This is a genomic window from Citrobacter sp. T1.2D-1, from assembly GCF_950098555.1.
Lineage (GTDB): Bacteria > Pseudomonadota > Gammaproteobacteria > Enterobacterales > Enterobacteriaceae > Citrobacter_A > Citrobacter_A telavivensis.
This window is the reverse complement of sequence record NZ_CATNHH010000077.1, coordinates 185,080-207,704: the sequence shown is the minus strand read 5'-3', so window position 1 is coordinate 207,704 and position 22,625 is coordinate 185,080. Positions and strand designations below refer to the sequence as shown.

At 55.7% G+C, this 22,625-nt stretch carries 24 protein-coding genes; 14 read left to right on the top strand and 10 right to left on the bottom strand.

Annotation, left to right across the window (positions count from 1 at the left end; translation table 11 throughout):
* The first annotated feature begins 12 nt into the window (after positions 1–12).
* Entirely contained in the window at positions 13–1,152 is a 1,140-nt protein-coding gene (locus QQZ17_RS24910; RefSeq protein WP_152402907.1) for a 3-phenylpropionate MFS transporter, read from the top strand.
* On the opposite strand, the gene csiE is transcribed toward QQZ17_RS24910, so the two are convergent.
* The 8 genes from csiE to QQZ17_RS24870 form a co-directional block, all read right to left on the bottom strand.
* Entirely contained in the window at positions 1,144–2,424 is a 1,281-nt protein-coding gene (gene csiE / locus QQZ17_RS24905) for a stationary phase inducible protein CsiE (protein ID WP_152402909.1), read from the bottom strand. The genes QQZ17_RS24910 and csiE overlap by 9 nt on opposite strands.
* Before the next feature lie 299 nt (positions 2,425–2,723).
* Positions 2,724–3,182, bottom strand: a complete 459-nt coding sequence (tnpA, locus tag QQZ17_RS24900) for an IS200/IS605 family transposase (protein ID WP_152402911.1) — start codon at positions 3,180–3,182, stop codon at positions 2,724–2,726.
* A gap of 188 nt (positions 3,183–3,370) precedes the next feature.
* Positions 3,371–3,970, bottom strand: coding sequence for a KpsF/GutQ family sugar-phosphate isomerase (locus tag QQZ17_RS24895; RefSeq protein ID WP_152402913.1), 600 nt, complete (start codon positions 3,968–3,970; stop codon positions 3,371–3,373).
* Positions 3,967–5,604 (bottom strand): FGGY-family carbohydrate kinase, encoded by a 1,638-nt coding sequence (locus QQZ17_RS24890; RefSeq protein ID WP_152402915.1) that lies wholly within the window; start codon positions 5,602–5,604, stop codon positions 3,967–3,969. The genes QQZ17_RS24895 and QQZ17_RS24890 overlap by 4 nt, the downstream gene beginning before the upstream one ends.
* A gap of 16 nt (positions 5,605–5,620) precedes the next feature.
* Entirely contained in the window at positions 5,621–6,574 is a 954-nt protein-coding gene (locus tag QQZ17_RS24885) for an ABC transporter permease (protein ID WP_046485096.1), read from the bottom strand.
* 1 nt (position 6,575) lies between these two features.
* Positions 6,576–7,565 carry an ABC transporter permease gene (locus tag QQZ17_RS24880; protein WP_152402917.1) on the bottom strand — a complete coding sequence of 330 codons (990 nt, stop codon included), beginning with the start codon at positions 7,563–7,565 and terminating at the stop codon, positions 6,576–6,578.
* Positions 7,558–9,066 (bottom strand): sugar ABC transporter ATP-binding protein, encoded by a 1,509-nt coding sequence (locus QQZ17_RS24875; RefSeq protein ID WP_284554208.1) that lies wholly within the window; start codon positions 9,064–9,066, stop codon positions 7,558–7,560. Before QQZ17_RS24875 ends, QQZ17_RS24880 begins: the two co-directional genes overlap by 8 nt.
* 103 nt (positions 9,067–9,169) lie before the next feature.
* Positions 9,170–10,153 carry an autoinducer 2 ABC transporter substrate-binding protein gene (locus tag QQZ17_RS24870; RefSeq protein ID WP_152402922.1) on the bottom strand — a complete coding sequence of 328 codons (984 nt, stop codon included), beginning with the start codon at positions 10,151–10,153 and terminating at the stop codon, positions 9,170–9,172.
* A 427-nt stretch (positions 10,154–10,580) separates the two neighbouring features.
* Between QQZ17_RS24870 and QQZ17_RS24865 the strand changes: the two genes are divergently transcribed.
* Positions 10,581–11,210, top strand: coding sequence for a DUF1007 family protein (locus tag QQZ17_RS24865; RefSeq protein WP_152402924.1), 630 nt, complete (start codon positions 10,581–10,583; stop codon positions 11,208–11,210).
* Positions 11,201–12,181 (top strand): nickel/cobalt transporter, encoded by a 981-nt coding sequence (locus tag QQZ17_RS24860; RefSeq protein ID WP_152402930.1) that lies wholly within the window; start codon positions 11,201–11,203, stop codon positions 12,179–12,181. Before QQZ17_RS24865 ends, QQZ17_RS24860 begins: the two co-directional genes overlap by 10 nt.
* 106 nt (positions 12,182–12,287) lie before the next feature.
* Here the strand turns inward: QQZ17_RS24860 and suhB are convergent, their stop codons facing one another.
* The gene (suhB, locus tag QQZ17_RS24855) at positions 12,288–13,091 is read right to left on the bottom strand and encodes an inositol-1-monophosphatase (RefSeq protein WP_152402932.1); all 804 of its coding nucleotides are present in this window, start codon (positions 13,089–13,091) and stop codon (positions 12,288–12,290) included.
* Between the two features lie 118 nt (positions 13,092–13,209).
* Between suhB and trmJ the strand changes: the two genes are divergently transcribed.
* From trmJ to sseB, 11 genes are all read left to right on the top strand, one after another.
* Positions 13,210–13,941, top strand: a complete 732-nt coding sequence (gene trmJ, locus QQZ17_RS24850; protein ID WP_152402934.1) for a tRNA (cytosine(32)/uridine(32)-2'-O)-methyltransferase TrmJ — start codon at positions 13,210–13,212, stop codon at positions 13,939–13,941.
* 241 nt (positions 13,942–14,182) lie between these two features.
* Positions 14,183–14,674 (top strand): Fe-S cluster assembly transcriptional regulator IscR, encoded by a 492-nt coding sequence (gene iscR / locus QQZ17_RS24845; RefSeq protein WP_042317591.1) that lies wholly within the window; start codon positions 14,183–14,185, stop codon positions 14,672–14,674.
* A 241-nt stretch (positions 14,675–14,915) separates the two neighbouring features.
* Positions 14,916–16,130 (top strand): cysteine desulfurase, encoded by a 1,215-nt coding sequence (gene iscS / locus QQZ17_RS24840; RefSeq protein WP_152402936.1) that lies wholly within the window; start codon positions 14,916–14,918, stop codon positions 16,128–16,130.
* Positions 16,131–16,155: 25 nt separating this feature from the next.
* A complete protein-coding gene (gene iscU / locus QQZ17_RS24835; protein ID WP_002913991.1) occupies positions 16,156–16,542 on the top strand; it encodes a Fe-S cluster assembly scaffold IscU in 387 nt (128 codons plus the stop codon).
* 19 nt (positions 16,543–16,561) lie between these two features.
* Positions 16,562–16,885 (top strand): iron-sulfur cluster assembly protein IscA, encoded by a 324-nt coding sequence (iscA, locus tag QQZ17_RS24830; RefSeq protein ID WP_003037681.1) that lies wholly within the window; start codon positions 16,562–16,564, stop codon positions 16,883–16,885.
* Positions 16,886–16,961: 76 nt separating this feature from the next.
* Entirely contained in the window at positions 16,962–17,477 is a 516-nt protein-coding gene (hscB, locus tag QQZ17_RS24825; RefSeq protein ID WP_042317593.1) for a co-chaperone HscB, read from the top strand.
* Between the two features lie 15 nt (positions 17,478–17,492).
* On the top strand, positions 17,493–19,343 hold the full coding sequence (hscA, locus tag QQZ17_RS24820; protein WP_152402938.1) for a Fe-S protein assembly chaperone HscA: 1,851 nt from the start codon (positions 17,493–17,495) through the stop codon (positions 19,341–19,343).
* Position 19,344: 1 nt separating this feature from the next.
* Positions 19,345–19,680: an ISC system 2Fe-2S type ferredoxin gene (gene fdx / locus QQZ17_RS24815; protein ID WP_042317595.1), complete on the top strand. Its 336-nt coding sequence runs from the start codon at positions 19,345–19,347 to the stop codon at positions 19,678–19,680.
* Positions 19,681–19,691: 11 nt separating this feature from the next.
* On the top strand, positions 19,692–19,892 hold the full coding sequence (iscX, locus tag QQZ17_RS24810) for a Fe-S cluster assembly protein IscX (protein ID WP_152402939.1): 201 nt from the start codon (positions 19,692–19,694) through the stop codon (positions 19,890–19,892).
* A 177-nt stretch (positions 19,893–20,069) separates the two neighbouring features.
* A complete protein-coding gene (gene pepB, locus QQZ17_RS24805; protein ID WP_152402941.1) occupies positions 20,070–21,353 on the top strand; it encodes an aminopeptidase PepB in 1,284 nt (427 codons plus the stop codon).
* A gap of 109 nt (positions 21,354–21,462) precedes the next feature.
* On the top strand, positions 21,463–22,239 hold the full coding sequence (gene sseB / locus QQZ17_RS24800; protein WP_152402943.1) for an enhanced serine sensitivity protein SseB: 777 nt from the start codon (positions 21,463–21,465) through the stop codon (positions 22,237–22,239).
* Positions 22,240–22,275: 36 nt separating this feature from the next.
* On the opposite strand, the gene timP is transcribed toward sseB, so the two are convergent.
* Positions 22,276–22,392 carry a small toxic inner membrane protein TimP gene (gene timP, locus QQZ17_RS26535; RefSeq protein ID WP_354655407.1) on the bottom strand — a complete coding sequence of 39 codons (117 nt, stop codon included), beginning with the start codon at positions 22,390–22,392 and terminating at the stop codon, positions 22,276–22,278.
* Positions 22,393–22,625: the final 233 nt, after the last annotated feature.

The following is a 22,625-nucleotide window of genomic DNA, read 5'->3' as shown; positions in this document are numbered from 1 at the left end:
CGGGAGGGGATCATGTCTTTGCACTCCACGCGCTGGCTGGCGCTCGGTTACTTCACCTACTTTTTTAGCTACGGGATTTTTCTTCCCTTCTGGAGCGTCTGGCTTAAAGGGCTTGGCCTCACGCCAGAAACGATCGGCCTGCTGCTAGGCGCTGGACTGGTGGCGCGTTTTCTCGGGAGTCTGATCATTGCCCCGCGGGTCAGCGACCCGTCGCGACTGATCCGTGCGTTACGCCTCCTGGCGCTGCTGACGCTGGTCTTTGCACTGGCCTTCTGGGCCGGAACCCATGTCGCGTGGCTGATGGTGGTGATGGTTGGCTTTAACCTCTTCTTCTCACCGCTGGTGCCGCTCACGGACGCGCTGGCGAATACCTGGCAAAAACAGATTACGATGGACTACGGTCGGGTACGACTGTGGGGATCGGTGGCGTTTGTTATTGGTTCGGCGTTGACCGGAAAGCTGGTCAGCGTGTTTGATTATCGGGCGGTTCTGGCGCTGCTGACGCTGGGCGTCGCCTCAATGCTGCTGGGAATGCTGATTCGCCCCAGCGTGCTGCCACAGGGGGAAAACCGGCACCAGGAGAGCGCCGGTTGGCCCGCCTGGCGTGCGCTGGTCACGCAGAGCTGGCGCTTTCTGGCCTGCGTATGTCTGTTGCAGGGGGCGCATGCCGCTTACTACGGCTTTAGCGCCATTTACTGGCAGGGAGCCGGCTATTCCGCTTCGGCGGTAGGCTATCTCTGGTCGCTCGGCGTGGTTGCGGAAGTGATTATCTTTGCTCTAAGCAACAAACTGTTCCGCCGCTTCAGCGCCCGCGATCTGTTACTGCTCTCCGCCGTCTGTGGGGTGATTCGCTGGGGACTGATGGGCTGGACGACGGCGCTGCCGTGGCTGATTGTCGTGCAGATCCTCCATTGCGGCACTTTTACCGTGTGCCACCTGGCGGCGATGCGCTATATCGCGGCGCGTCAGGGAAGCGAAGTGATCCGTCTGCAGGCGGTCTATTCTGCGGTGGCGATGGGCGGCAGTATTGCCATCATGACCGTGTTCGCCGGCTTCCTGTATCAGAACCTGGGCAACGGCGTCTTCTGGGTAATGGCGCTGGTGGCGCTACCGGCCATGGTGCTGCGGCCAAAGGTGACCGCCTCAGCCTGATTCCAGCATCTTGCGGATCTGCTGTTGCTGATGTGGCGTCAGCGCTTGATCCGCGTGAATCAACGGTGGTGAAAAGAGCGGCAGCAGCGTGGCGTAAGGGGTGACAATCAGCGCCACGCCGCGCGGCGAGCCCTCCCGCTGGAAATTCCGCATTGGCAACGGCTTGATGTTCAGCGGCAGCAGGGTCAGCTCACGCAGCTGTTGCTCTATCTGCTGCTCCAGTTGCGGATTATCCCCGGTCAGTAAGACGACCTGCTTCTCATGCAAATCATTATCCTGCATCAGCCATGCGCCAAAAATCACCGCCACCAGTCCCGTCTCTTCCTCGGAAAATTCAACGTCATACTCTTCTTCAAGCCCGCGTAACGCATCACGAGTGGTACGCATCAGACGCGGATAGAGGCGGGCGAACTCTTCCGGCAACGTGTTATCGATACCGATAGAAAACAGACTGCGGTTCAGTGCCTGAGCGAGGTGGATGTAGAGTTGGGCATTCAGTCCGTGCTCGTCATTGAAACGCACCGCGCCCATTTCGCGAAAGCGCAGGATCAGCCGGGCGATCGCCAGACGCAACCGCCGGTTCTGCTGATGGTTATCGCGAATCGGATCCGGGATGCGGATCATCGAAAACAGCAGCGCCATAAACAGTGATTCCGTGAGCGGCGCATTTTGCATGACGCGCCGCTGCCAGTGGCGACCGATCTCCTGCGCCAGCGGGTATTCGGCGCAGGATTGCGCCCAGCGCTGCTGGACAGGATTAAATTCCGGGGAGATCCCCGCGTGATGCTGCAACAGGCAATATTGCAGATAGAGGTGCAGGAACTGAATATCCCGGCACTCAAACGGTTTTTGCAGGCGACGCGCGCAGAGGTTAATCAGCGCATGCAGATTGGTGTCGTCATACAGCGTGCGCAGGATCCCCCGCTGTTTCAGTTCGGTTTTGAGGGCGGGGGCAAAGTGTTGGGTAATGAACGCCGGACACAAACGCAGGCCGCGTCTGAGCCAGTGTAAGAGGCAGAGGCGTTGGTTTAACGCGGTACCTTCGATCCGGTAGCACCCGTTCGGACCAGTGCTAATGCTGAGTCGATGATAACGCTGGATCTCCCGTCCCGTTTCGACAATATCCTCACGGGCAACAGCATCATCGACACCATTTAGCGCACTGAACATTTCCGCGGTGGCACTTTGCCCCGGCTGGAAAAGCGTCAGCAAAACCTGGCAACGGCGCTGGGGAGCAGAAAGTACAGATGGCGGAGCAAGCGTTGGCATCATCTGTCGGATCTCCCGTAGGTATGTTAGATAAGAATAGCTAAAGTTTTTCCATAGCCATTACGAATGAAATGTTTTGCGTCAGGATTGCAGGGAGAGGTCACAGAATTTTTCACGCGTGCAGCCACATCAGAAAGTTTAACGCAGCGCTTTACCAGGATTTTTCGCGTTTTTTATCTTCAGATGGCGCAAAAATAAATATCCTCCGGCATAGCCGGAGGTTTTTCTGATGCGCCTATAAGGCTCTGTTACCAGCCGCGCCCTAACAGGCGCATACGATCTGACATTTGCATCAGACTTCGTTACTTACGGCCCGTAAACGGGCTGCCCGGATAAGGGATCGATAACTGCTCACCCATTTTATCCTCTGCAAGCTGCTGCTTTATGTAGTCCTGTATCTTCGCCGTGTTCTTACCCACCGTATCTACGTAGTATCCACGACACCAGAACTCCCTGTTCCTGTATTTAAACTTCATATCACCAAATTGCTCATACAACATCAGACTGCTTTTCCCTTTCAGATACCCCATAAAACCCGATACGCTCATTTTGGGCGGGATTTCCACAAGCATATGGATATGATCTGCACAGCATTCCGCTTCCAGGATTCGTACGTTTTTCCACTCACACAGCTTTCTTAAGATGCCGCCTATCGCTCTGCGCTTCTCTCCGTAGAACGCTTGCCTTCGGTATTTTGGCGCAAAAACTATATGATATTTACAGTTCCATCGGGTGTGCGCTAAGCTCTTTTCGTCCCCCATTGGGACCCCCTTTTGATTTCTTGTTTAACTTTTGCAGTTGCCAGACCGCAAGGTGTTTTAACAAATCAAAAGGGGTTTTAATAACTGGCTCAAAGCTGAAAGCTTCCCGGAACCCCAGCCTAGCTGGGGGTTTTCTGTGCACAAAAAAGCCCCGCCGGAGAAGGCGAGGCTGAAAGGTTGCTAATGGATTAGCGCTCCTGTCGCAGGGTTAAACCGACATCCCCCCCCGGATGCACGGCCAGCAGCGTTTCTTTGGTGTAGCCGCTCTCGCTCATCAGACACGCGCAGGCGGCATCAAAGATCGCAATCACCAGCATGATGGAGGTGGTCGCCAGCATGTTCAGCGGATCCGCCTCGCGCTGGACGCCGGTAGAAATCACCAGTCGGGCGGCGCGGGCAATGGCGGAATCCGGGTTTTCCGTGACGCTGATAATCGGCACGTTGCGTGCGGCCAGCCCCGGCAACAGTCGCGTGAGCTCGTCAGAGTTACCGCCACGGGAAAGCAGAATGACCCGATCGTCCGCGCGTAAAAAACCGAGATCGCCGTGCGCGGCATCGGTGGCGTTGAGATAGATTGCCGGGCGCTCAACGCAGGCCAGCATGTGGGCGATTTTTCGCGCCGCAATGCCGGAGGTGCCGACGCCGGTGACCACAATTTTCCCACGGCATTCGCGCAGTTCCGTCATTAACGCGTTCCAGACCGGTTCGTTAAGATGCTGACCCAGACCGGCCAGCGCCTCGCTGTAGAGGCTCCAGGTGTCGCTGGCCTGCTGCCATGAACTACTCATGCGTCCCCCTGCATCAGTTGACGGTACTTCATATGATCCTGATACATCTCATGGAACACCTGATATTTGCGGTCGTAATACTGCTTAATGCGGTTGGTCTGTGGGGTGACCGTTTTACCAATCCGACTCATCGCCGACATCGCTTCCGGGAAGGTCTCGAAAACGCCGGCGGCGATGGTGCCCATCATCGCGCCGCCCAGCAGCATCGCTTCGCTCTCTTCCGGCAGCAACATGGCGCAACCGGTGGCATTGGCATGTTCCTGCACAAAGATAGGATTCTTGGTGCCGCCGCCGCTGGCCATGATGGTGTCAATGCTGTAACCGCTCTGGTTCATCGTCTCAATGATATGGCGCGTACCCAGCGCGATGGCCTGAATGGTCGCCAGATAGTGCAGCGCCATATCTTCCGGCGTGCGGGAAAGCTTCAGACCGCTGATCGCCCCGGTCAACGTTGGGTTGGCGCGCGGTGAACGGTTGCCGTGAAAGTAGGGCAGGATATGAATATCGCGGGTCAGGAAGGCGATATTTTCCGGCTCACCCGCCATTTTACGCAGCAGCGCGTTCAGCACTTCATAAATGGTGTGTCCCTGCGCTTTTGCCTGCGCCAGCAGCGTTTCGTAACAAGGATGCGACTGAATAATATGGTCGATCAGCGCGCCGGTAGCGGACTGTCCACCTTCATTGAGCCAGTATTCCGGCAGTACGGCGGAATAGTAGGGACCCCAGACGCCGCCGATAAAGCGTGGCTGTTTAGAGATGGCCATGTGACCGGTAGAGGTTCCGCCAATCAGCGCGACGCGGCGGTCAAAGTCAGCGACTTCGCCGGAGACGCCGCAGGCGCCGAGCGTGCCGAGCGTGCCGGCGTGGGCGTCGATGATCGACACGCTGACGGCGGTGCCAGGAATCAGCCCCATTTCACTGGCGGCGCGCTGGGTCAGCCCGTGGCCGAGCGGTTCGCCCATCGTTTTCACGTAGCGGCCAATTTTTTCCGCATCGTGTTCCAGCAGGTCTTCCAGCCCGATTTCGCGGAAGTAGCTGGCATCCCACTTATCTTCATGACCCATGTAGGTCCATTTGCACACCGTGGAGCAAAGGGAGCGCGTGTCGTCGCCGGTGGCGCGCCAGGTCAGAAAGTCGGGTAAATCAAAATAGTAGCCCGCGTTCGCCCAGGTGTTAGGCATATGCTGTTTCAGCCACAGCAGTTTCGGCGTCTGCATTTCCGGGGAGATAATCCCGCCCACGTAGTCCAGAACCCGGTGGTGCATCGCGTTGATGCGCTCGGCCTGGGTGATGGCGCGGTGATCCATCCACACGATAATGTTTTGTTCGCTGCGCCCGGAAGGGCTGATGGTCAGCGGTTTGCCCTCTTTATCCAGCACCACCAGCGAACAGGTGGCGTCAAATCCCAGCCCTTTCACCTGGATTGGGTTGATATCGGACTGATTAATGGCATCACGAACCGCGTTGCAGACGGCCTGCCAGATGTTATCGGACGACTGCTCAACGAAATCGGCCTGCGGGCGGTAAATCTCAATCGCGCGAGTGGCCTGACCGACCATTCTGCCGTTAAGATCAAATACGCCTGCGCGAGCGCTGCCGGTTCCTACATCCACACCAATAAAGTAACTCGCCATAATTTTTCTCCTGAAATCAGGCTCTACGATTCTGTAATGCGATAAAGAGGATGAGGACCGCGCCCCAAAGCGCCATCGTCAGATAGCTACTGATCCCCAGCAAGTTAAAGCCGCTTTCCAGCATTTGCAGCACAATCAGCGCCAGCACCAGACCGATGATACGGCCAAATCCGCCGTCCGGATTAATGCCGCCCAGCACCGACGCGAGAATAGTGACCAGCAGATAAGACTCTCCGTATCCGGCCTTCGCCGAGTTGAATTTCGCCATCATTAAGATTGCGGCCACCCAGCCGAGCAGGGCGGAAATGACGTAGACGGAAATCTGCACCCGAACGGTGTTCACGCCGCTGTAGCGGGTCGCCTGTTCGTTGGAACCCATCAGATAGAGACTGCGCCCAAGCGTGGTGTGTTCCAGTAGAACCCACAGCAGCACGGCGACCAGTAAGAAGAGCAGCAGGGCGACGGGAATACCCGCAAGGGTGGCATTACCGAGATACTGGATCGCCGCCGGGAAGCCGGAAATCACCGTGCCGTTGGAGAGCAAGATGTTCAGCCCGGAGATAAGCGTCATGGTGCCGAGCGTGGCAAGGATCGGCGACACGCCAACCCAGGCGATCAGCGCACCGTTCAGCGTACCTATCGCGACGGCGACCGCGGCACCGGCCAGCAGCGCCAGCGCGAGAAACAGCGGATTGTCCGGATGGCTGACGATGACGGCGGCCATGACCAGCGAGCAGGCGTTGGCGCCCGCGATAATTGACAGGTTAATGCCGCCCGTCAGCATGGTCATGCCCATTCCCAGCGCCAGCATGCCGAGGATCGGCAACTGCGAACCGATGGACTGGAAGTTTGCGACGCTGAAAAAGCGGGTGCCCAACAGCGCCGAGAAGACGACGGCGACGACGATAATAATCACGCACTGCAGGCGGATGATGGCATCACCGGGTAATACTTTTGCGAACGCTTTCATCTCAAAGCTCCCTTGCCAGTTTGCGTTTTTCATTCCACGCCGTGGCGCTGATGCTGACCAGGATAATGACGCCGCTGAAAACGGTGTGCCAGTACGAGGAGACGCTGAGCAGCGTCAGACCGTTTTGCAAAAAGGCCAGCAGAATCACCCCCAACAGCGTACCGGTCAATGTACCGCGCCCGCCGCTCATGCTGGTGCCGCCCAGCACGACCGCCGCCAGTACCGTCAGCTCAAAACCGAGCAGCGAGTTTGGCGCCACGGACTGTGTGATCTGCGCCTGCACGACAGCGGCTACACCTGCGAGAACGCCCATAAAACCATAGACATAGAAATGCAGCTTCAACAGGTTCAGCCCGAGGCGGGATGCGGCGTCGCGGTTGCCGCCCATCGCGTAAATCTGACGCCCGAGACGGGTGTAATTCATCAGGATGGCGGTGAAAACGATCGCGGCTGCCAGGCACAGTAGCGGGAGCGTGAGGCCATAGTCATAGCCATCTGCCGCCGTGAAGGAAAACCAGTTGATGCCGTTCATAAACCAGTCCGGGAAGCCGTACAGCCAGGTGCCTTTAGTGGCGTACACCAGCAGACCGTAATAGACGTTCAGCGTCGCGATGGTGATGATGATTGCAGGCACGCGCAGCCAGTAGACCAGAAAGCCGTTAATCAGCCCGAGCAGGAGTCCGACGACGACCGCGATGGCCAGCGCCAGCAGAAAGTTACCGCCATGCGCGATCACCCAGCTTGCCATCGCGTATTGCGCTATTGCCGTCATCGCCGGGAACGAAATATCGATCCCCCCGGAGATCAGCACGACGAACAGCCCGCAGGCGAGAATACCGAGAATGGCATAGCTGGTGGCGACGTCTGTCAGATTGCCGAGTGACAGAAACTCGTCGGTGCTGACGCTCAGTCCAACGGCAAGCGCAATCACCAGCAGCCCCAGCCAGAATTCATGGTGCCCGACTAAACGGGAGAGACGAAAGTTATTCATGGATGACCTCGACCACCTCTGCAATGTCCTCTTCACGACAACGATGCGGATTAAACTCGGCGACCAACTTCCCGCGCCGCATAACCAACACGCGATGGCTGTTGTAATAGGCTTCCGGGATTTCATCGCAAATCATCAGCACTGCCATTCCTTGCTCCGCCAGGTTGCGGGCAATCTGATAAATCCCTTCTTTGTTGGCGATATCGACGCCCACCGTCGGGGAGTCCAGGATCAGGATACGCGGCTGGGTCGCCACCCATTTGGCGATGGCGATGCGCTGGGCGTTGCCGCCGGAGAGCGTTTTGACCGGCAACTGCGGATCGGCCACCTTGATATTCAGTTCACGGATCAGATCGGCGACCAGCGTTTTTGCTTTACCGTGATCGAGCAGGCCGCTGCGGGTATGCAGTTTGTCGAAGACCGTGACAATGGTGTTGTCGTAGATCGACTGTTCCATGATGAGCCCCTGGGTCAGGCGATCTTCCGAGACATAGCCGAGCCCATGTTTGATGGCGTCATGGTTGTTACGAAGCTGAACCGGTTTGCCGTTAATGCGGATTTCCCCGCTTTCCGGGTGCGTCATGCCAAACAGGCTCAGACAAAGCTCGGTGCGGCCCGCGCCGAGCAGACCGACGATCGACACGATCTCACCGCTGCGCAGTGACAGGTTGATATCCTGATATTTTCCTTTGCGGCTCAGGTTGCGCAGTTCCAGCATCGGCTCCTGCTCAACCGGTGGTTTTTCCGGCAGCGGACTGTAGTGGAAGCGTTGACCGGTCATCAGGAAGGCCAGCTCATGGCTGTCGAGTTCGCTGGCGGGATACGTCCCTACCAGTTTGCCGTCGCGCATGACGCTGATGCGGTCCGCCACTTCCATCACCTCATCGAGACGGTGGCTGACGAATACCACGCAAATCCCGTCGGCTTTCAATTCGTTGACCACGCGCAGCAGGCCGTTGACCTCCTGGCGCGTCAGGGACGCGGTGGGTTCGTCCATGATGACCAGGCGCGCGTCGGCAGCAATGGCGCGGCAAATCGCCACCAACTGGCGATCGGCAATGGAGAGTTTTTCCACTTTTTTATCGGGATCGATGCTGACGCCAATTCGCTTCATCGCCGCCAGCGCCTGTTGCTTCATCGAACCGCGCCGTACCCAGATATCACCGCCGGGCAGATAGCGGTTGACGGCAATATTCTCTGCCACGCTGAAGTTCGGGAAGAGGGATAAATCCTGGTAGATAACCTGGATGCCGTAATGCGAAGAGAGCTGTGGCGACAGATGGTGGAACAGTTTGCCGTCCAGCAGGATCTGCGCCCCTTTTTCCGGCTGGTAGACTCCGGAGATCACTTTAATAATGGTGCTTTTGCCGCAACCGTTCTGCCCTGCCAGACAGTGAACTTCGCCTTTTTTCAGCGTCAGATTCACATTATCCAGCGCCAGCACGCCCGGGAATTGCTTGCTGATATTCTCAAGAGTGATAAATGCGGTGGTGTCTGTCATGGACAATACCCCTGCGAGCGCCCTGACGGGCGCAGAGTGTTAAGCCTGTTGATAGCGCCGACCAGACGGCCGGCGTTGGGTTTCCCTGGTGGTGGCTGGAGCCTTAGAAACCGAGTGATTGTGCGTTGTCTTTGGTGACTTCGAGGATCTTGTTAAAGCGGATCACTTTCTTCTCCATGTCGACATCGGCTTTCCCTAATCCGTCAATGGTCAGATCTGGCGTCACCTCTTTGCCTTGCAGCAACTGATCCGCCACGGTCACCAGCGCGTAGCCGGCATCTTTCGGATCCCACAGCATCGCTTTTTTGATGTCGCCACGCATCAGATAAGGCGCAGCCTGTGCTGGCATGGCAATCCCCACCACGGCAATTTTATCTTTCGCGCGTTTTTTCTGTACTGCCTGACCCGCACCAATCGGACCCAGCGAACCGAAGCCAATGATGCCCTTCATCTGCGGATAGGTTTTCATCAGATCCAGCGTGGTGGAGTAGGATTTGTCGATGCTCTCAGCCACCGGTAGACGGGTGGTCACTTCAAACATCTCCGGGTATTTCTCTTTCTGGTACTTGATGGCGTAATCGGCCCAGGCGTTGTGTAACGGCACGGTCAGCGAGCCGACGTAAATCGCATAGCCGCCTTTGCCGCCCATATCCTTCGCCAGCTCGTCGACGTTGGCCTGCGCGTACTTCTCGCTGTCGATCGTTTCGATATCCCACTGGCCGATTTGCTGATCCGGCGATTCATGGGTCAGAACGACAATGCCCTTATCGCGCGCTTTTTTCAGCACGGGCTCAAGCACCTTCGCGTCATTAGGTACCACAATGATCGCGTTAACGTTCTTGGCAATGAGATCTTCAATGACCTTCACCTGCTGAGCCGGATCCGGCGTGGAAGGGCCGGTCTGATAAGCATTCACATCCAGTTTTTTCGCTGCTTCATTCACGCCGGTTTCCATGCGGTTGAACCACGGAATGCCGGTGACTTTAGCAACCACAGCGATTTCGTATTTTTCTGCCGCAAAGGACGGGCCGGACAACATGCATGCAGAAACCAGGGCTGCACTGAGTAATGCGAGTTTGAATTTCATAGTTGTACCTTTTGTAGGGACCGGGGCATGTCACGAACAGGAGGTTATCAACGAAGGGAAGAGGTAATGAATCTCAAGTTTATAAAATGTGACAAATGCCCATTAATGTTAATTTATGGATATTATTTAGTTAAATATTGGTTAATTTTAATGGTTTTTGTGCAGTGCGGGTTAATTGGTATGTTAAAAAATGTCGTAATTTGCTTATTTTATTTTACAATTTGTTATCAATTCAGGCGTGACGCACAGAAAATTACCGGAATGGGAACGTTGTACTTAACGACAAAATCTCAAATCTGAGAACTGAATCGAGCCCATAAATCCGCGCTCAACATTCATCATTTCAATGTTATCCTCACGGGCAATCCTGTCACGGCGATCGTGACTCTCGTGGCCATCCTGTTTTTATGGGGAGTCAAAGTCATTCATGATACGCGGCGTTTTGTTGGTGTTACTCGCTTTTTTGACGTTTACGGTGAGCGCACATCCTCACAGTTTTATCCGTCTGAAAACGGAAGTGGTTAGCGATAACGGGTCTATTGTGGCGCTAAAAATGCGCTGGACGATGGATGAGCTGACCTCTGCCGACCTGCTCTATGATGCGGGCGATGCAAAACCGGGTTCCGACATCTGGAAAAAACTGGCGGCGGAAGTGATGGCGAATGTCCTGGGACAGCACTATTTTACCGAAATGTGGCACAACGGACAGCGCGTCAAATTTAAAAACCGCCCCACGGAATACGGTATGGTGCGCGATGAGCATCAGGCGGTGCTCACCTTCGTGCTGCCGCTTGCCGAACCGCAGCCGTTGAGCGGGCAACGTTATACCTTCTCGACCTTTGATCCCTCTTATTATGTCGATATGAGCTACGAAGAAGACCGCGATGCGACGCTATCGCCGACGATGCGTGAGCGCTGCAAAATCGCGCTACATACCCCCGAGCCGAACGAGGCGTCGCTCAGTTTTGCCCAGTCTCTGGATAAGGACGATGCGCCGCCAGAGGATATGGAACTGGGTAAACAATTCGCGCAGACGGTGACAGTCACATGCCAGTAATGTCGCTAAACCGCATTCGCGCACAACGCTGGATATCGCTGTGGCCGCTGGCGCTTTTTTTGCTGATGGCGGCGATCGGTGGCGTCTGGCTGTGGCAAACCTGGCCGCAGGTGATGGTCAAAAGTATCGTCTGGCAGCGGGAGGTGAATCAGCAGATGAGTGTGCTGCTGAAGGCCGTTGCCGCCAGCTCAGCCCAGGCGGGCGGTTCGTTGCTGCTGTTTAGCTTTTTATATGGCGTACTGCACGCGCTGGGGCCGGGGCACGGAAAGGTAGTGATTACCACCTGGCTGGCGACCCATCCTTCAAAACTGAAGTCGAGCATTGGCCTGACGCTGACCTCCTCGTTATTGCAGGGGCTGGTGGCGATCGGGCTGGTTGTGGTGGTGCTCAGCATCCTGCAACTGCCGGCGAGACAGCTCCATCTGAGCGGTTTCTGGCTGGAGAAGGGGAGCTATGCGCTGGTGGGGGTTCTGGGCCTGTTGCTCTGCTGGCGGGCGCTGAAGAAACTACATGCGCTGCTGCGCAAACCCAGGTTTACCGCCTTTACGCCACACCATGTGCACCATGAAAACTGTGGGTGCGGGCATCAGCACTTGCCGCATCCGGAACAACTGCACCATGGCGATGACTGGCGCGCACGGTTGATGATTATCCTGTCGATGGGGATGCGTCCCTGTTCCGGGGCTATCATGGTGCTGCTGTTTAGCAAAGTCATCGGCGTATTTTACTGGGGAATAGCGTCGGCGCTGGCGATGGCGGCGGGCACGTCGTTGACCATTACCTCTCTGGCGCTGCTGGTGCACAGTTTTCGCACGCTGGCGGTCAGGCTGAGCGGTAACCGCGCGCCGGTATTGTGGCGACAGGTTGGCTGGTCGACGCTGGCGTTAGCCGGTGGCGTGATACTGGTGGTGGCAGCAGGCGTGATGTGGATGAGTGCGGTGCCAATGGGAAGGGGATTACGACCGTTTTAAACGTGCCCTGAGGGAGAATGCCTGATGGCGCTTCGCTTATCCGGCCTACAGAGTAAAATGATCTGTAGGCCGGATAAGGCGTTAGCCGCCATCCGGCAGCAAACGATTAACGCTTCAGCGCGTCGCTCAGTTCATCACGCATGCTCGCCAGCATTGCTTTTACCACGCGCGGGTTACCTGCCACGATGTTGCCGGTCATCATGTAGTTATGACCGCCGGTAAAGTCGCAAACCAGTGCGCCTGCTTCGCGGGCGATCAGTTCACCTGCGGCGAAATCCCACGGCTTGAGGCCGATTTCGAAATAACCGTCAACGCGCGCGGCGGCAACATACGCCAGATCCAGTGCGGCAGAACCAGTGCGGCGGAAGTCAGCGCACTCGGTAAACATTTTGCCGAGGATATTCATGTAAGAGGTGGCGTGCTGTTTGGCTTTGAACGGGAAGCCGGTAGCGATAATGGTGCCGTCCAGATCGCGCGCATTGCTGCCGCGCAGACGATAGCCATTCAGCTGAGCGCCCTGGCCGCGGGTGGCGGTGAACAGTTCATTACGCATGGGATCGTAAACCACAGCGACTTCAGTACGGCCTTTAATGCGTACCGCAATAGAAACGGCGAAGTGTGGCAGACGTTTTATGAAGTTGGTGGTGCCATCCAGTGGATCGATAACCCATTGAACATCCTGATCGGTACCTTCATGTTCACCGCTTTCTTCGGTGATGATGGTGTGCTGTGGGTAAGATTTGCGGATCGTTTCGATAATAATCGCTTCGGCGGCTTTATCGACGTTGGTCACAAAATCATTGCTGCCTTTCTGGCTGGTTTCTACTGAGTCAGGCGTTTCGTAGTGTTTGGCAATTACATTACCCGCCTTGCGCGCTGCGCGCACGGCGATGGTCAGCATCGGATGCATCGGTCTCTCTCACTGGATGTTAAAGAACGGGAAAACGGCGCAGAGTATAGCAGCGAGATCGGAATATGTCTTCGATTTATGATAATATGGGCGAATAATCTTTAGCTGAAGAAAGACAATGCTGCAAAATATTCGAATCGTGCTGGTGGAAACGTCACACACCGGCAACATGGGCTCTGTTGCCCGCGCAATGAAAACAATGGGGTTAACCAATCTGTGGCTGGTTAACCCGCTCGTAAAACCTGACTCCCAGGCTATCGCCCTGGCAGCAGGGGCCAGTGATGTGATCGGCAACGCGCAGATCGTCGACACCCTCGATGAAGCGCTGGCCGGATGCAGTCTGGTCGTCGGAACCAGCGCGCGTTCGCGTACGCTGCCGTGGCCGATGCTCGATCCGCGCGAATGCGGTTTAAAAAGCGTCGCGGAAGCGGCAAATACCCCCGTAGCGCTGGTGTTTGGTCGTGAACGCGTTGGACTGACCAACGACGAACTGCAAAAATGCCATTACCACGTCGCGATTGCGGCAAACCCGGAGTACAGTTCGCTGAACCTGGCGATGGCGGTACAGGTCATCGCGTATGAAGTGCGCATGGCCTGGCTGGCAACACAGGAAAACCCTGACGCGGTGGTGCATGAAGAAGCACCGTACCCGCTGGTGGACGATCTGGAGCGTTTTTACGGTCACCTTGAGCAGACGTTACTGTCGACGGGGTTTATCCGTGAAAACCACCCCGGGCAGGTGATGAACAAACTGCGCCGTCTGTTTACGCGCGCGCGTCCGGAGAGCCAGGAGCTGAATATTCTGCGTGGAATGCTTGCCTCTATTGAGCAGCAGAATAAAAGCAAGTAACGGTGCTAATGCCGGATGGCGCTTCGCTTATCCGGCTTACGAATCGTGCGGTCTGTAGGCCGGATAAGCGAAGCGCCATCCGGCAACGCAAAATGGCACTGAAGGTTAAATACCTGACTAAAACAGTCAAGTAAATAGTTGACTGATTTAGTCGGGAATGTCAGACTTGGCCCTGCTATGCAATACCCCCATTTTACAATAAAAAACCCCGGGCAGGGGCGAGTTTGAGGCTAAGTAAGACATGAGACTGACATCTAAAGGGCGTTATGCCGTGACCGCAATGTTGGACGTTGCGCTCAACTCCGAAGCGGGCCCGGTACCGTTGGCTGATATTTCTGAACGTCAGGGAATTTCCCTTTCTTATCTGGAACAGCTGTTCTCCCGTTTGCGTAAAAATGGTCTGGTTTCCAGCGTACGTGGACCAGGCGGCGGTTATCTGCTGGGCAAAGATGCCGGCAGTATTGCAGTTGGTGAAGTGATTAGCGCTGTTGACGAGTCGGTTGATGCGACCCGTTGTCAGGGCAAAGGCGGTTGTCAGGGCGGCGATAAATGCCTGACCCACGCGCTGTGGCGTGACTTGAGCGACCGTCTGACCGGTTTCCTCAACAACATCACGTTAGGCGAACTGGTGAATAATCAGGAAGTCCTGGATGTGTCTGGTCGCCAGCACAGCCACGACGCTCCACGCACAAATCGTGCACAAGACGCAATTGACGTTAAGTTACGCGCTTAATTAGAAAAGTACGCAATATCATTCTGGCTGCATCAGGGCGGCAACTGAGCGAATCCTCAGGCGCTTACATCAGTAAGTGACTGAGGTGAGTGAAGACCGCCAACGCAGAGGCAGTCTGAAGGATGAAGCGTAAAAGTATTTCAGAGTCAGGCCGGGGCGCTTGCGCTCCGTTAACACGGTCGTACATCCAGCCGGTTGCCTGACTCCTTGCATTGAAGCGATGTACGGAGTTTATAGAGCAATGAAATTACCGATTTATCTCGATTACTCCGCAACCACGCCGGTGGACCCGCGTGTTGCCGAGAAAATGATGCAGTTCCTGACGCTGGACGGAACCTTTGGTAACCCGGCCTCCCGTTCACACCGTTTCGGCTGGCAGGCTGAAGAGGCGGTGGATATCGCCCGTAATCAGATTGCCGATCTGGTGGGTGCCGATCCGCGTGAAATCGTCTTTACCTCCGGTGCGACTGAATCCGACAACCTGGCGATCAAAGGTGCAGCCAACTTTTATCAGAAAAAAGGCAAGCACATCATCACCAGCAAAACCGAACACAAAGCCGTGCTGGATACCTGCCGTCAACTGGAGCGCGAAGGGTTTGAAGTAACCTACCTGGCGCCGCAGAGCAACGGAATTATCGATCTCAACGCGCTGGAAGCGGCGATGCGTGACGACACCATTCTGGTTTCCATCATGCACGTGAATAACGAAATCGGTGTGGTGCAGGATATCGCGACTATCGGCGAAATGTGCCGTGCGCGCGGCATCATCTATCACGTTGACGCCACCCAGAGCGTGGGCAAACTGCCTATCGATCTGAGCCAACTGAAAGTTGACCTGATGTCTTTCTCCGGTCACAAAATTTATGGCCCGAAAGGGATCGGCGCGCTGTACGTTCGCCGTAAACCGCGTATTCGCATCGAAGCACAGATGCACGGTGGCGGCCACGAACGCGGTATGCGTTCCGGTACGCTGCCCGTCCACCAGATAGTCGGCATGGGCGAAGCCTATCGCATCGCGAAAGAAGAGATGGAAACCGAGATGGCGCGTCTGCGCGGTCTGCGTAACCGTCTGTGGAACGGCGTGAAAGATATGGAAGAAGTCTACCTGAACGGTGACCTCGAACAGGGCGCGCCAAACATCCTCAACGTGAGCTTTAACTATGTTGAAGGCGAGTCGCTGATCATGGCGCTGAAAGACCTTGCGGTCTCTTCAGGTTCCGCCTGTACCTCTGCGAGCCTCGAGCCTTCCTATGTGCTGCGCGCGCTGGGAATGACCGACGAGCTGGCGCATAGCTCTATTCGTTTCTCTTTAGGTCGTTTTACTACCGAAGAAGAGATTGATTACACCATCGAACTGGTTCGTAAATCTATCGGCCGTCTGCGTGACCTTTCTCCACTGTGGGAAATGCACAAGCAGGGCGTGGATCTGAACAGCATCGAATGGTCACATCATTAATCGGTACCGATAAGGGGAATTCATCATGGCTTACAGCGAAAAAGTAATCGATCATTACGAGAATCCACGTAACGTGGGCTCTTTTGACAACAGCGACGAGAACGTGGGAAGCGGCATGGTGGGTGCACCAGCCTGTGGCGACGTGATGAAGTTGCAGATCAAAGTCAACAATGAAGGTATCATTGAAGACGCGCGTTTCAAGACTTACGGCTGCGGTTCCGCTATCGCGTCCAGCTCCCTGGTCACCGAATGGGTGAAAGGGAAATCGCTGGACGAAGCACAGGCGATCAAAAACACCGATATCGCCGATGAGCTTGAACTGCCGCCCGTGAAAATTCACTGTTCTATTCTGGCAGAAGACGCGATCAAAGCCGCTATTGCGGACTATAAAAGCAAACGTGAAGCAAAATAAGAAGAGTTGAGGTTTTATTATGTCGATTACACTTAGCGACAGTGCAGCAGCGCGAGTAAATACCTTCCTGGCGAACCGCGGTAAAGGGTTTGGCCTGCGTCTGGGCGTGAGAACCTCCGGCTGCTCAGGTATGGCGTATGTACTGGAATTTGTTGATGAACCGGCGGCAGAAGATACCGTGTTTGAAGACAAAGGCGTTAAGGTCGTGGTTGACGGAAAAAGCCTGCAATTTCTGGACGGAACGCAGTTAGACTTCGTAAAAGAAGGTCTGAACGAAGGGTTTAAATTCACTAACCCGAATGTGAAAGACGAGTGTGGTTGCGGCGAAAGCTTCCACGTGTAACGCGCGTCATCCGAAAACCCCGCCGTGGCCAAGCTACGTGTGGGGTTTGTTCTAACAGGCTACCCCTGAGAATGTTATGGACTACTTCACCCTCTTTGGCTTACCGGCCCGTTATCCGCTCGATATTCAGGCGCTGAGCCTTCGTTTTCAGGATCTGCAACGTCAGTATCACCCTGATAAATTTGCCAGCGGTACCCAGGCGGAACAGCTTGCTGCCGTTTCGCAATCCGCCACCATCAACCAGGCCTGGCAAACGCTGCGCCATCCTCTGATGCGCGCAGAATATCTGCTTTCGTTACACGGTTTTGATCTCAGCAACGAGCAGCACACGGTGCGCGACACCGCATTCCTGATGGAACAACTGGAATTGCGTGAAGAACTCGATGAGATCGAACAGGCGAAAGACGAGGCGCGGCTGGAACGTTTTATTCAGCGCGTGAAAAAGATGTTTGATAGCCGCCATCAGCTGATGGTGGAACAACTGGATAGCGAGACGTGGGACGTTGCGGCCGATACCGTGCGTAAACTGCGTTTTCTCGATAAACTGCGAAGCAGTGCAGAACAACTCGAAGAAAAACTGCTCGATTTTTAATATTCGGAAGCAATTATGGCCTTATTACAAATTAGTGAGCCTGGTCTGAGCGCAGCGCCACACCAGCGTCGTCTGGCTGTGGGTATCGATCTCGGGACCACCAACTCTCTGGTCGCAACCGTACGTAGCGGGCAGGCGGAAACGCTGGCCGATCGCGACGGTCGTCATCTGCTGCCGTCCGTCGTTCACTATCAGCAGCAGGGCCACACGGTCGGCTATGATGCGCGCGCCAATGCCGCGCTGGATACCGCCAATACCATCAGCTCGGTAAAACGCATGATGGGGCGTTCGCTGGCAGATATTCAGACTCGTTACCCCCATCTGCCGTACCGTTTTCAGGAAAGCGTTAATGGCCTGCCGATGATTGAAACGGCGGCGGGTTTGCTGAATCCGATTCGTGTTTCTGCTGATATCCTGAAAGCGTTGGCGGCGCGTGCCACTGAGTCGCTTTCCGGCGATCTGGATGGCGTGGTCATTACCGTACCGGCGTACTTTGACGATGCACAGCGTCAGGGGACCAAAGATGCCGCGCGTCTGGCGGGTCTGCATGTCCTGCGCCTGCTCAATGAACCGACCGCAGCGGCGATTGCCTACGGCCTGGATTCCGGCAAAGAGGGCGTCATTGCGGTGTATGACCTCGGCGGCGGAACGTTTGATATTTCTATTCTGCGCCTGAGCCGCGGCGTGTTCGAAGTGCTGGCGACCGGCGGGGATTCTGCGCTTGGCGGCGATGACTTCGATCACCTGCTGGCAGATTACATCCGCGAACAGGCGGGGATTACCGATCGCAGTGATAACCGTGTTCAGCGCGAATTGCTGGATGCCGCCATCGCGGCGAAAATTGCGCTCAGCGATGCCGAGTCCGTAACGGTTAACGTGGCGGGCTGGCAGGGTGAGATTACCCGCGAACAGTTTAATGAGCTCATTTCCGCGCTGGTTAAGCGCACGCTACTGGCCTGTCGTCGTGCACTGAAAGATGCCGGCGTTGAGGCGCAGGAAGTCCTGGAAGTGGTGATGGTTGGCGGTTCCACGCGCGTACCGCTGGTGCGCGAACGTGTGGGCGAATTTTTTGGTCGTCCGCCGCTGACGTCCATCGACCCGGATAAAGTGGTGGCGATTGGCGCGGCTATCCAGGCCGATATCCTGGTCGGCAACAAGCCGGACAGTGAAATGCTGCTGCTCGACGTGATCCCGCTGTCGCTGGGACTGGAAACGATGGGCGGTCTGGTGGAGAAAGTGATCCCACGTAACACCACCATTCCGGTGGCCCGCGCGCAGGACTTTACTACCTTCAAAGACGGTCAGACCGCGATGTCTATCCACGTGATGCAGGGCGAACGTGAACTGGTGCAGGACTGCCGTTCGTTGGCGCGCTTTGCACTGCGCGGTATTCCGGCGCTGCCGGCTGGCGGCGCGCACATTCGCGTCACCTTCCAGGTGGACGCTGACGGTCTGCTGAGCGTCACCGCGATGGAAAAATCCACCGGCGTTGAGGCCTCTATCCAGGTGAAACCGTCCTACGGTTTGACCGATAGCGAAATTGCCTCGATGATTCAGGATTCGATGAGCTTTGCCGAACAGGACGTAAAAGCCCGTATGCTGGCAGAGCAGAAAGTCGAAGCGGCGCGCGTGCTGGAGAGTTTAACCGGCGCGCTGACCGCTGATGCCGCGCTGTTAAGCGCCGCAGAACGTCAACAGATCGACGATGCCGCCGCGCACCTGAGCGAGGTGGCGCTGGGCGATGATGTTGACGCTATCGAACAAGCCATTAAAAACGTAGACAAACAAACCCAGGAATTCGCCGCCCGGCGCATGGACCAGTCGGTCCGTCGCGCGCTGAAAGGCCATTCCGTGGACGAGGTTTAATATGCCAAAGATTGTTATTCTGCCTCATCAGGATCTCTGTCCGGATGGCGCAGTTCTGGAAGCGGAGACCGGTGAAACCATTCTTGACGTTGCGCTGCGCAACGGTATCGAGATTGAACACGCCTGCGAAAAATCCTGCGCCTGTACGACCTGCCACTGCATCGTGCGTGAAGGTTTTGATTCCCTGCCGGAAAGCACGGAAGAAGAAGACGACATGCTGGATAAAGCCTGGGGACTGGAGCCGGAAAGCCGTTTAAGCTGCCAGGCTCGCGTGACCGGGGATGATTTAGTGGTCGAAATCCCACGTTACACAATCAATCATGCTCGTGAGCATTAACAGAGGGTAGTATGGGACTGAAGTGGACCGATAGCCGCGAAATCGGCGAAGCGCTGTACGACGCCTTCCCCGATCTCGATCCCAAGACCGTTCGTTTCACCGATCTCCATCAGTGGATCTGCGATCTTGAGGAATTTGATGACGACCCTGACGCATCCAGTGAAAAAATTCTGGAGGCGATTCTGCTAGTCTGGTTAGATGAAGCAGAGTAAGTCGCGTATTCAAAATCATTTGAGTTGCGTCAAGGCGGCAAGGCCACGAATCGCCAGGAACATAGATAACTATGTGACTGGTGTGAGTGGATGAAGCCAACGCAGAGGCAACTCAAAGGATGAAGAATATTACGGGCTGCCTTCGGGCGGCCCGTTTGCTAATAAGGAAAAATTACAATGACAGAAGCCATGAAAATCACGCTCACTACGCAGCCTGCCGATGCGCGTTGGGGCGAAAAAGCCACATACAGCATTAATAACGATGGTATTGCTTTGCATCTTAACGGTAAAGACGACCTCGGTTTGATCCAGCGCGCAGCGCGGAAGATCGACGGCCTCGGTATCAAGCATGTACAGCTGGCAGGTGAGGGCTGGGATGCTGACCGCTGCTGGTCATTCTGGCAGGGCTACAAAGGGCCAAAAGGCAGCCGCAAAGTGGAATGGCCAAACCTGGACGATGCACAGCGCCAGGAACTGGATAACCGTCTGACCATCATTGACTGGGTGCGTGACACCATTAACGCACCGGCGGAAGAGTTGGGGCCAGAGCAACTGGCGCAGCGCGCCGTTGATCTCCTGTGCAGCGTGGCGTGCGATCACGTCTCTTACCGCATTACCAAAGGTGAAGATCTGCGCGAGCAGAACTACATGGGACTGCATACCGTTGGTCGTGGTTCTGAACGTCAACCGGTTCTGCTGGCGCTTGATTACAACCCGACAGGGGATAAAGAAGCCCCGGTTTATGCCTGCCTGGTCGGGAAAGGGATCACCTTCGATTCCGGCGGCTACAGTATCAAGCAGAGCGCCTTTATGGACTCCATGAAGTCTGATATGGGTGGTGCCGCAACGGTAACCGGCGCGCTGGCGTTTGCTATCACGCGCGGTCTGAACAAACGCGTGAAGCTGTACCTGTGCTGTGCGGACAACCTGATCAGCGGTAATGCCTTCAAGTTGGGCGATATCATCCACTATCGCAACGGTAAAAGCGTGGAAGTGATGAATACCGATGCTGAAGGGCGTCTGGTGCTGGCGGACGGTTTGATCGACGCCAGTGCGCAGAAACCGGAACTGATCATCGATGCCGCAACCCTGACCGGTGCCGCGAAAACCGCGCTGGGTAACGACTATCATGCGCTGTTCAGCTTTGATGACCCACTGGCGAATCGTCTGCTGGCAAGCGCTGCCGAAGAGAACGAGGCGTTCTGGCGTCTGCCGCTGGCGGAATTCCATCGCAACCAGTTGCCGTCTAATTTTGCCGAGCTGAACAATACCGGCAGCGCAGCGTATCCGGCGGGGGCGAGTACGGCCGCAGGATTCCTGTCGCACTTTGTGGAAAACTACCAGCAGGGCTGGCTGCATATCGACTGCTCTGCAACCTATCGCAAAGCGCCGGTTGAGCAGTGGTCTGCCGGGGCGACAGGTCTGGGCGTGCGTACCATCGCCAACTTGTTGACTGCCTGAAAGGTGTTTTTGTAGGCCGGGTAAGCGAAGCGCCACCCGGCATTTTGCCTGATGGCGACGCTGTGCGTCTTATCAGGCCTACAATTCATATAGATAATTTGTGACCCCTATGTCTGAAACCAAAAACGAATTAGAAACCTTACTGGAACAAGCCGCGACTGAACCTGCGCATCGTCCGGCATTTTTCCGCACCCTGCTGGAATCCACCGTTTGGGTGCCAGGCACTGCGGCAGAAGGCGAGGCGATTGTCGAAGACAGCGCGCTCGATCTTCAGCACTGGGAAAAAGAAGATGGCACCACCGTTATTCCCTTTTTCACCTCTCTGGAAGCGTTGCAGCAGGCAGTAGAAGATGAGCAGGCGTTTGTGGTGATGCCGGTACGCACGCTGTTTGAAATGACACTCGGCGAAACGCTGTTCCTTAACGCTAAATTGCCGACGGGCAAAGAGTTCATGCCGCGCGAAATCAGCCTGCTGATGGGGGAAGAGGGTAATCCGCTGAGTACGCAGGAAGTGCTGGAAGGCGGGGAATCCCTGATCCTCTCCGAAGTGGCCGAACCGCCCGCGCAGATGATTGACTCACTCACTACGTTGTTCAAAACCATCAAACCGGTGAAGCGCGCCTTTCTCTGTTCGATTAAAGAGCGTGCGGACGCTGAGGCCAACCTGCTGATTGGTATCGAAGCCGATGGCGATATTGAAGAAATTATTCATGCTGCAGGCAGTGTGGCGACAGATACATTACCGGGCGATGAACCGATTGATATCTGCCAGGTGGTAAAAGGGGAGAAGGGGATCAGCCACTTTATCACCGAACATATCGCACCGTTCTACGAACGCCGTTGGGGTGGGTTCCTGCGCGATTTTAAACAGAATCGGATAATTTAAGTGAAGGAAAGCCGCCCCGAAAGGCGGCATCCTCGCTTACCTGCCCTGGCCGTTGGTCTTTACGAAAACAGAATTACCGAAGTAACTCTGGTCTGCGTGAAGGCACAACACGCCAGAAACAAGAAGCACGATACAGACGTACCGTATCTTCATTGTGCGGTCCATGCGAAGACCGCTTCACGACAGCACCACTGGCGATAATGCCGTGACAGCAAGCACTGAGGTGTGCCTGCGCAGACGGCCATGGAACGACCTTTCCCGTAACCAGTGCCCGCTTGCGAGGCGGCGGAAAGGGCCGGTAAGGATAATACTTCAATTGTGAAATAGTTTCTCAGCTAATTGACTTGACTTTCTTTTCTTGAAAAGGGACTATCTGCAACACTGAG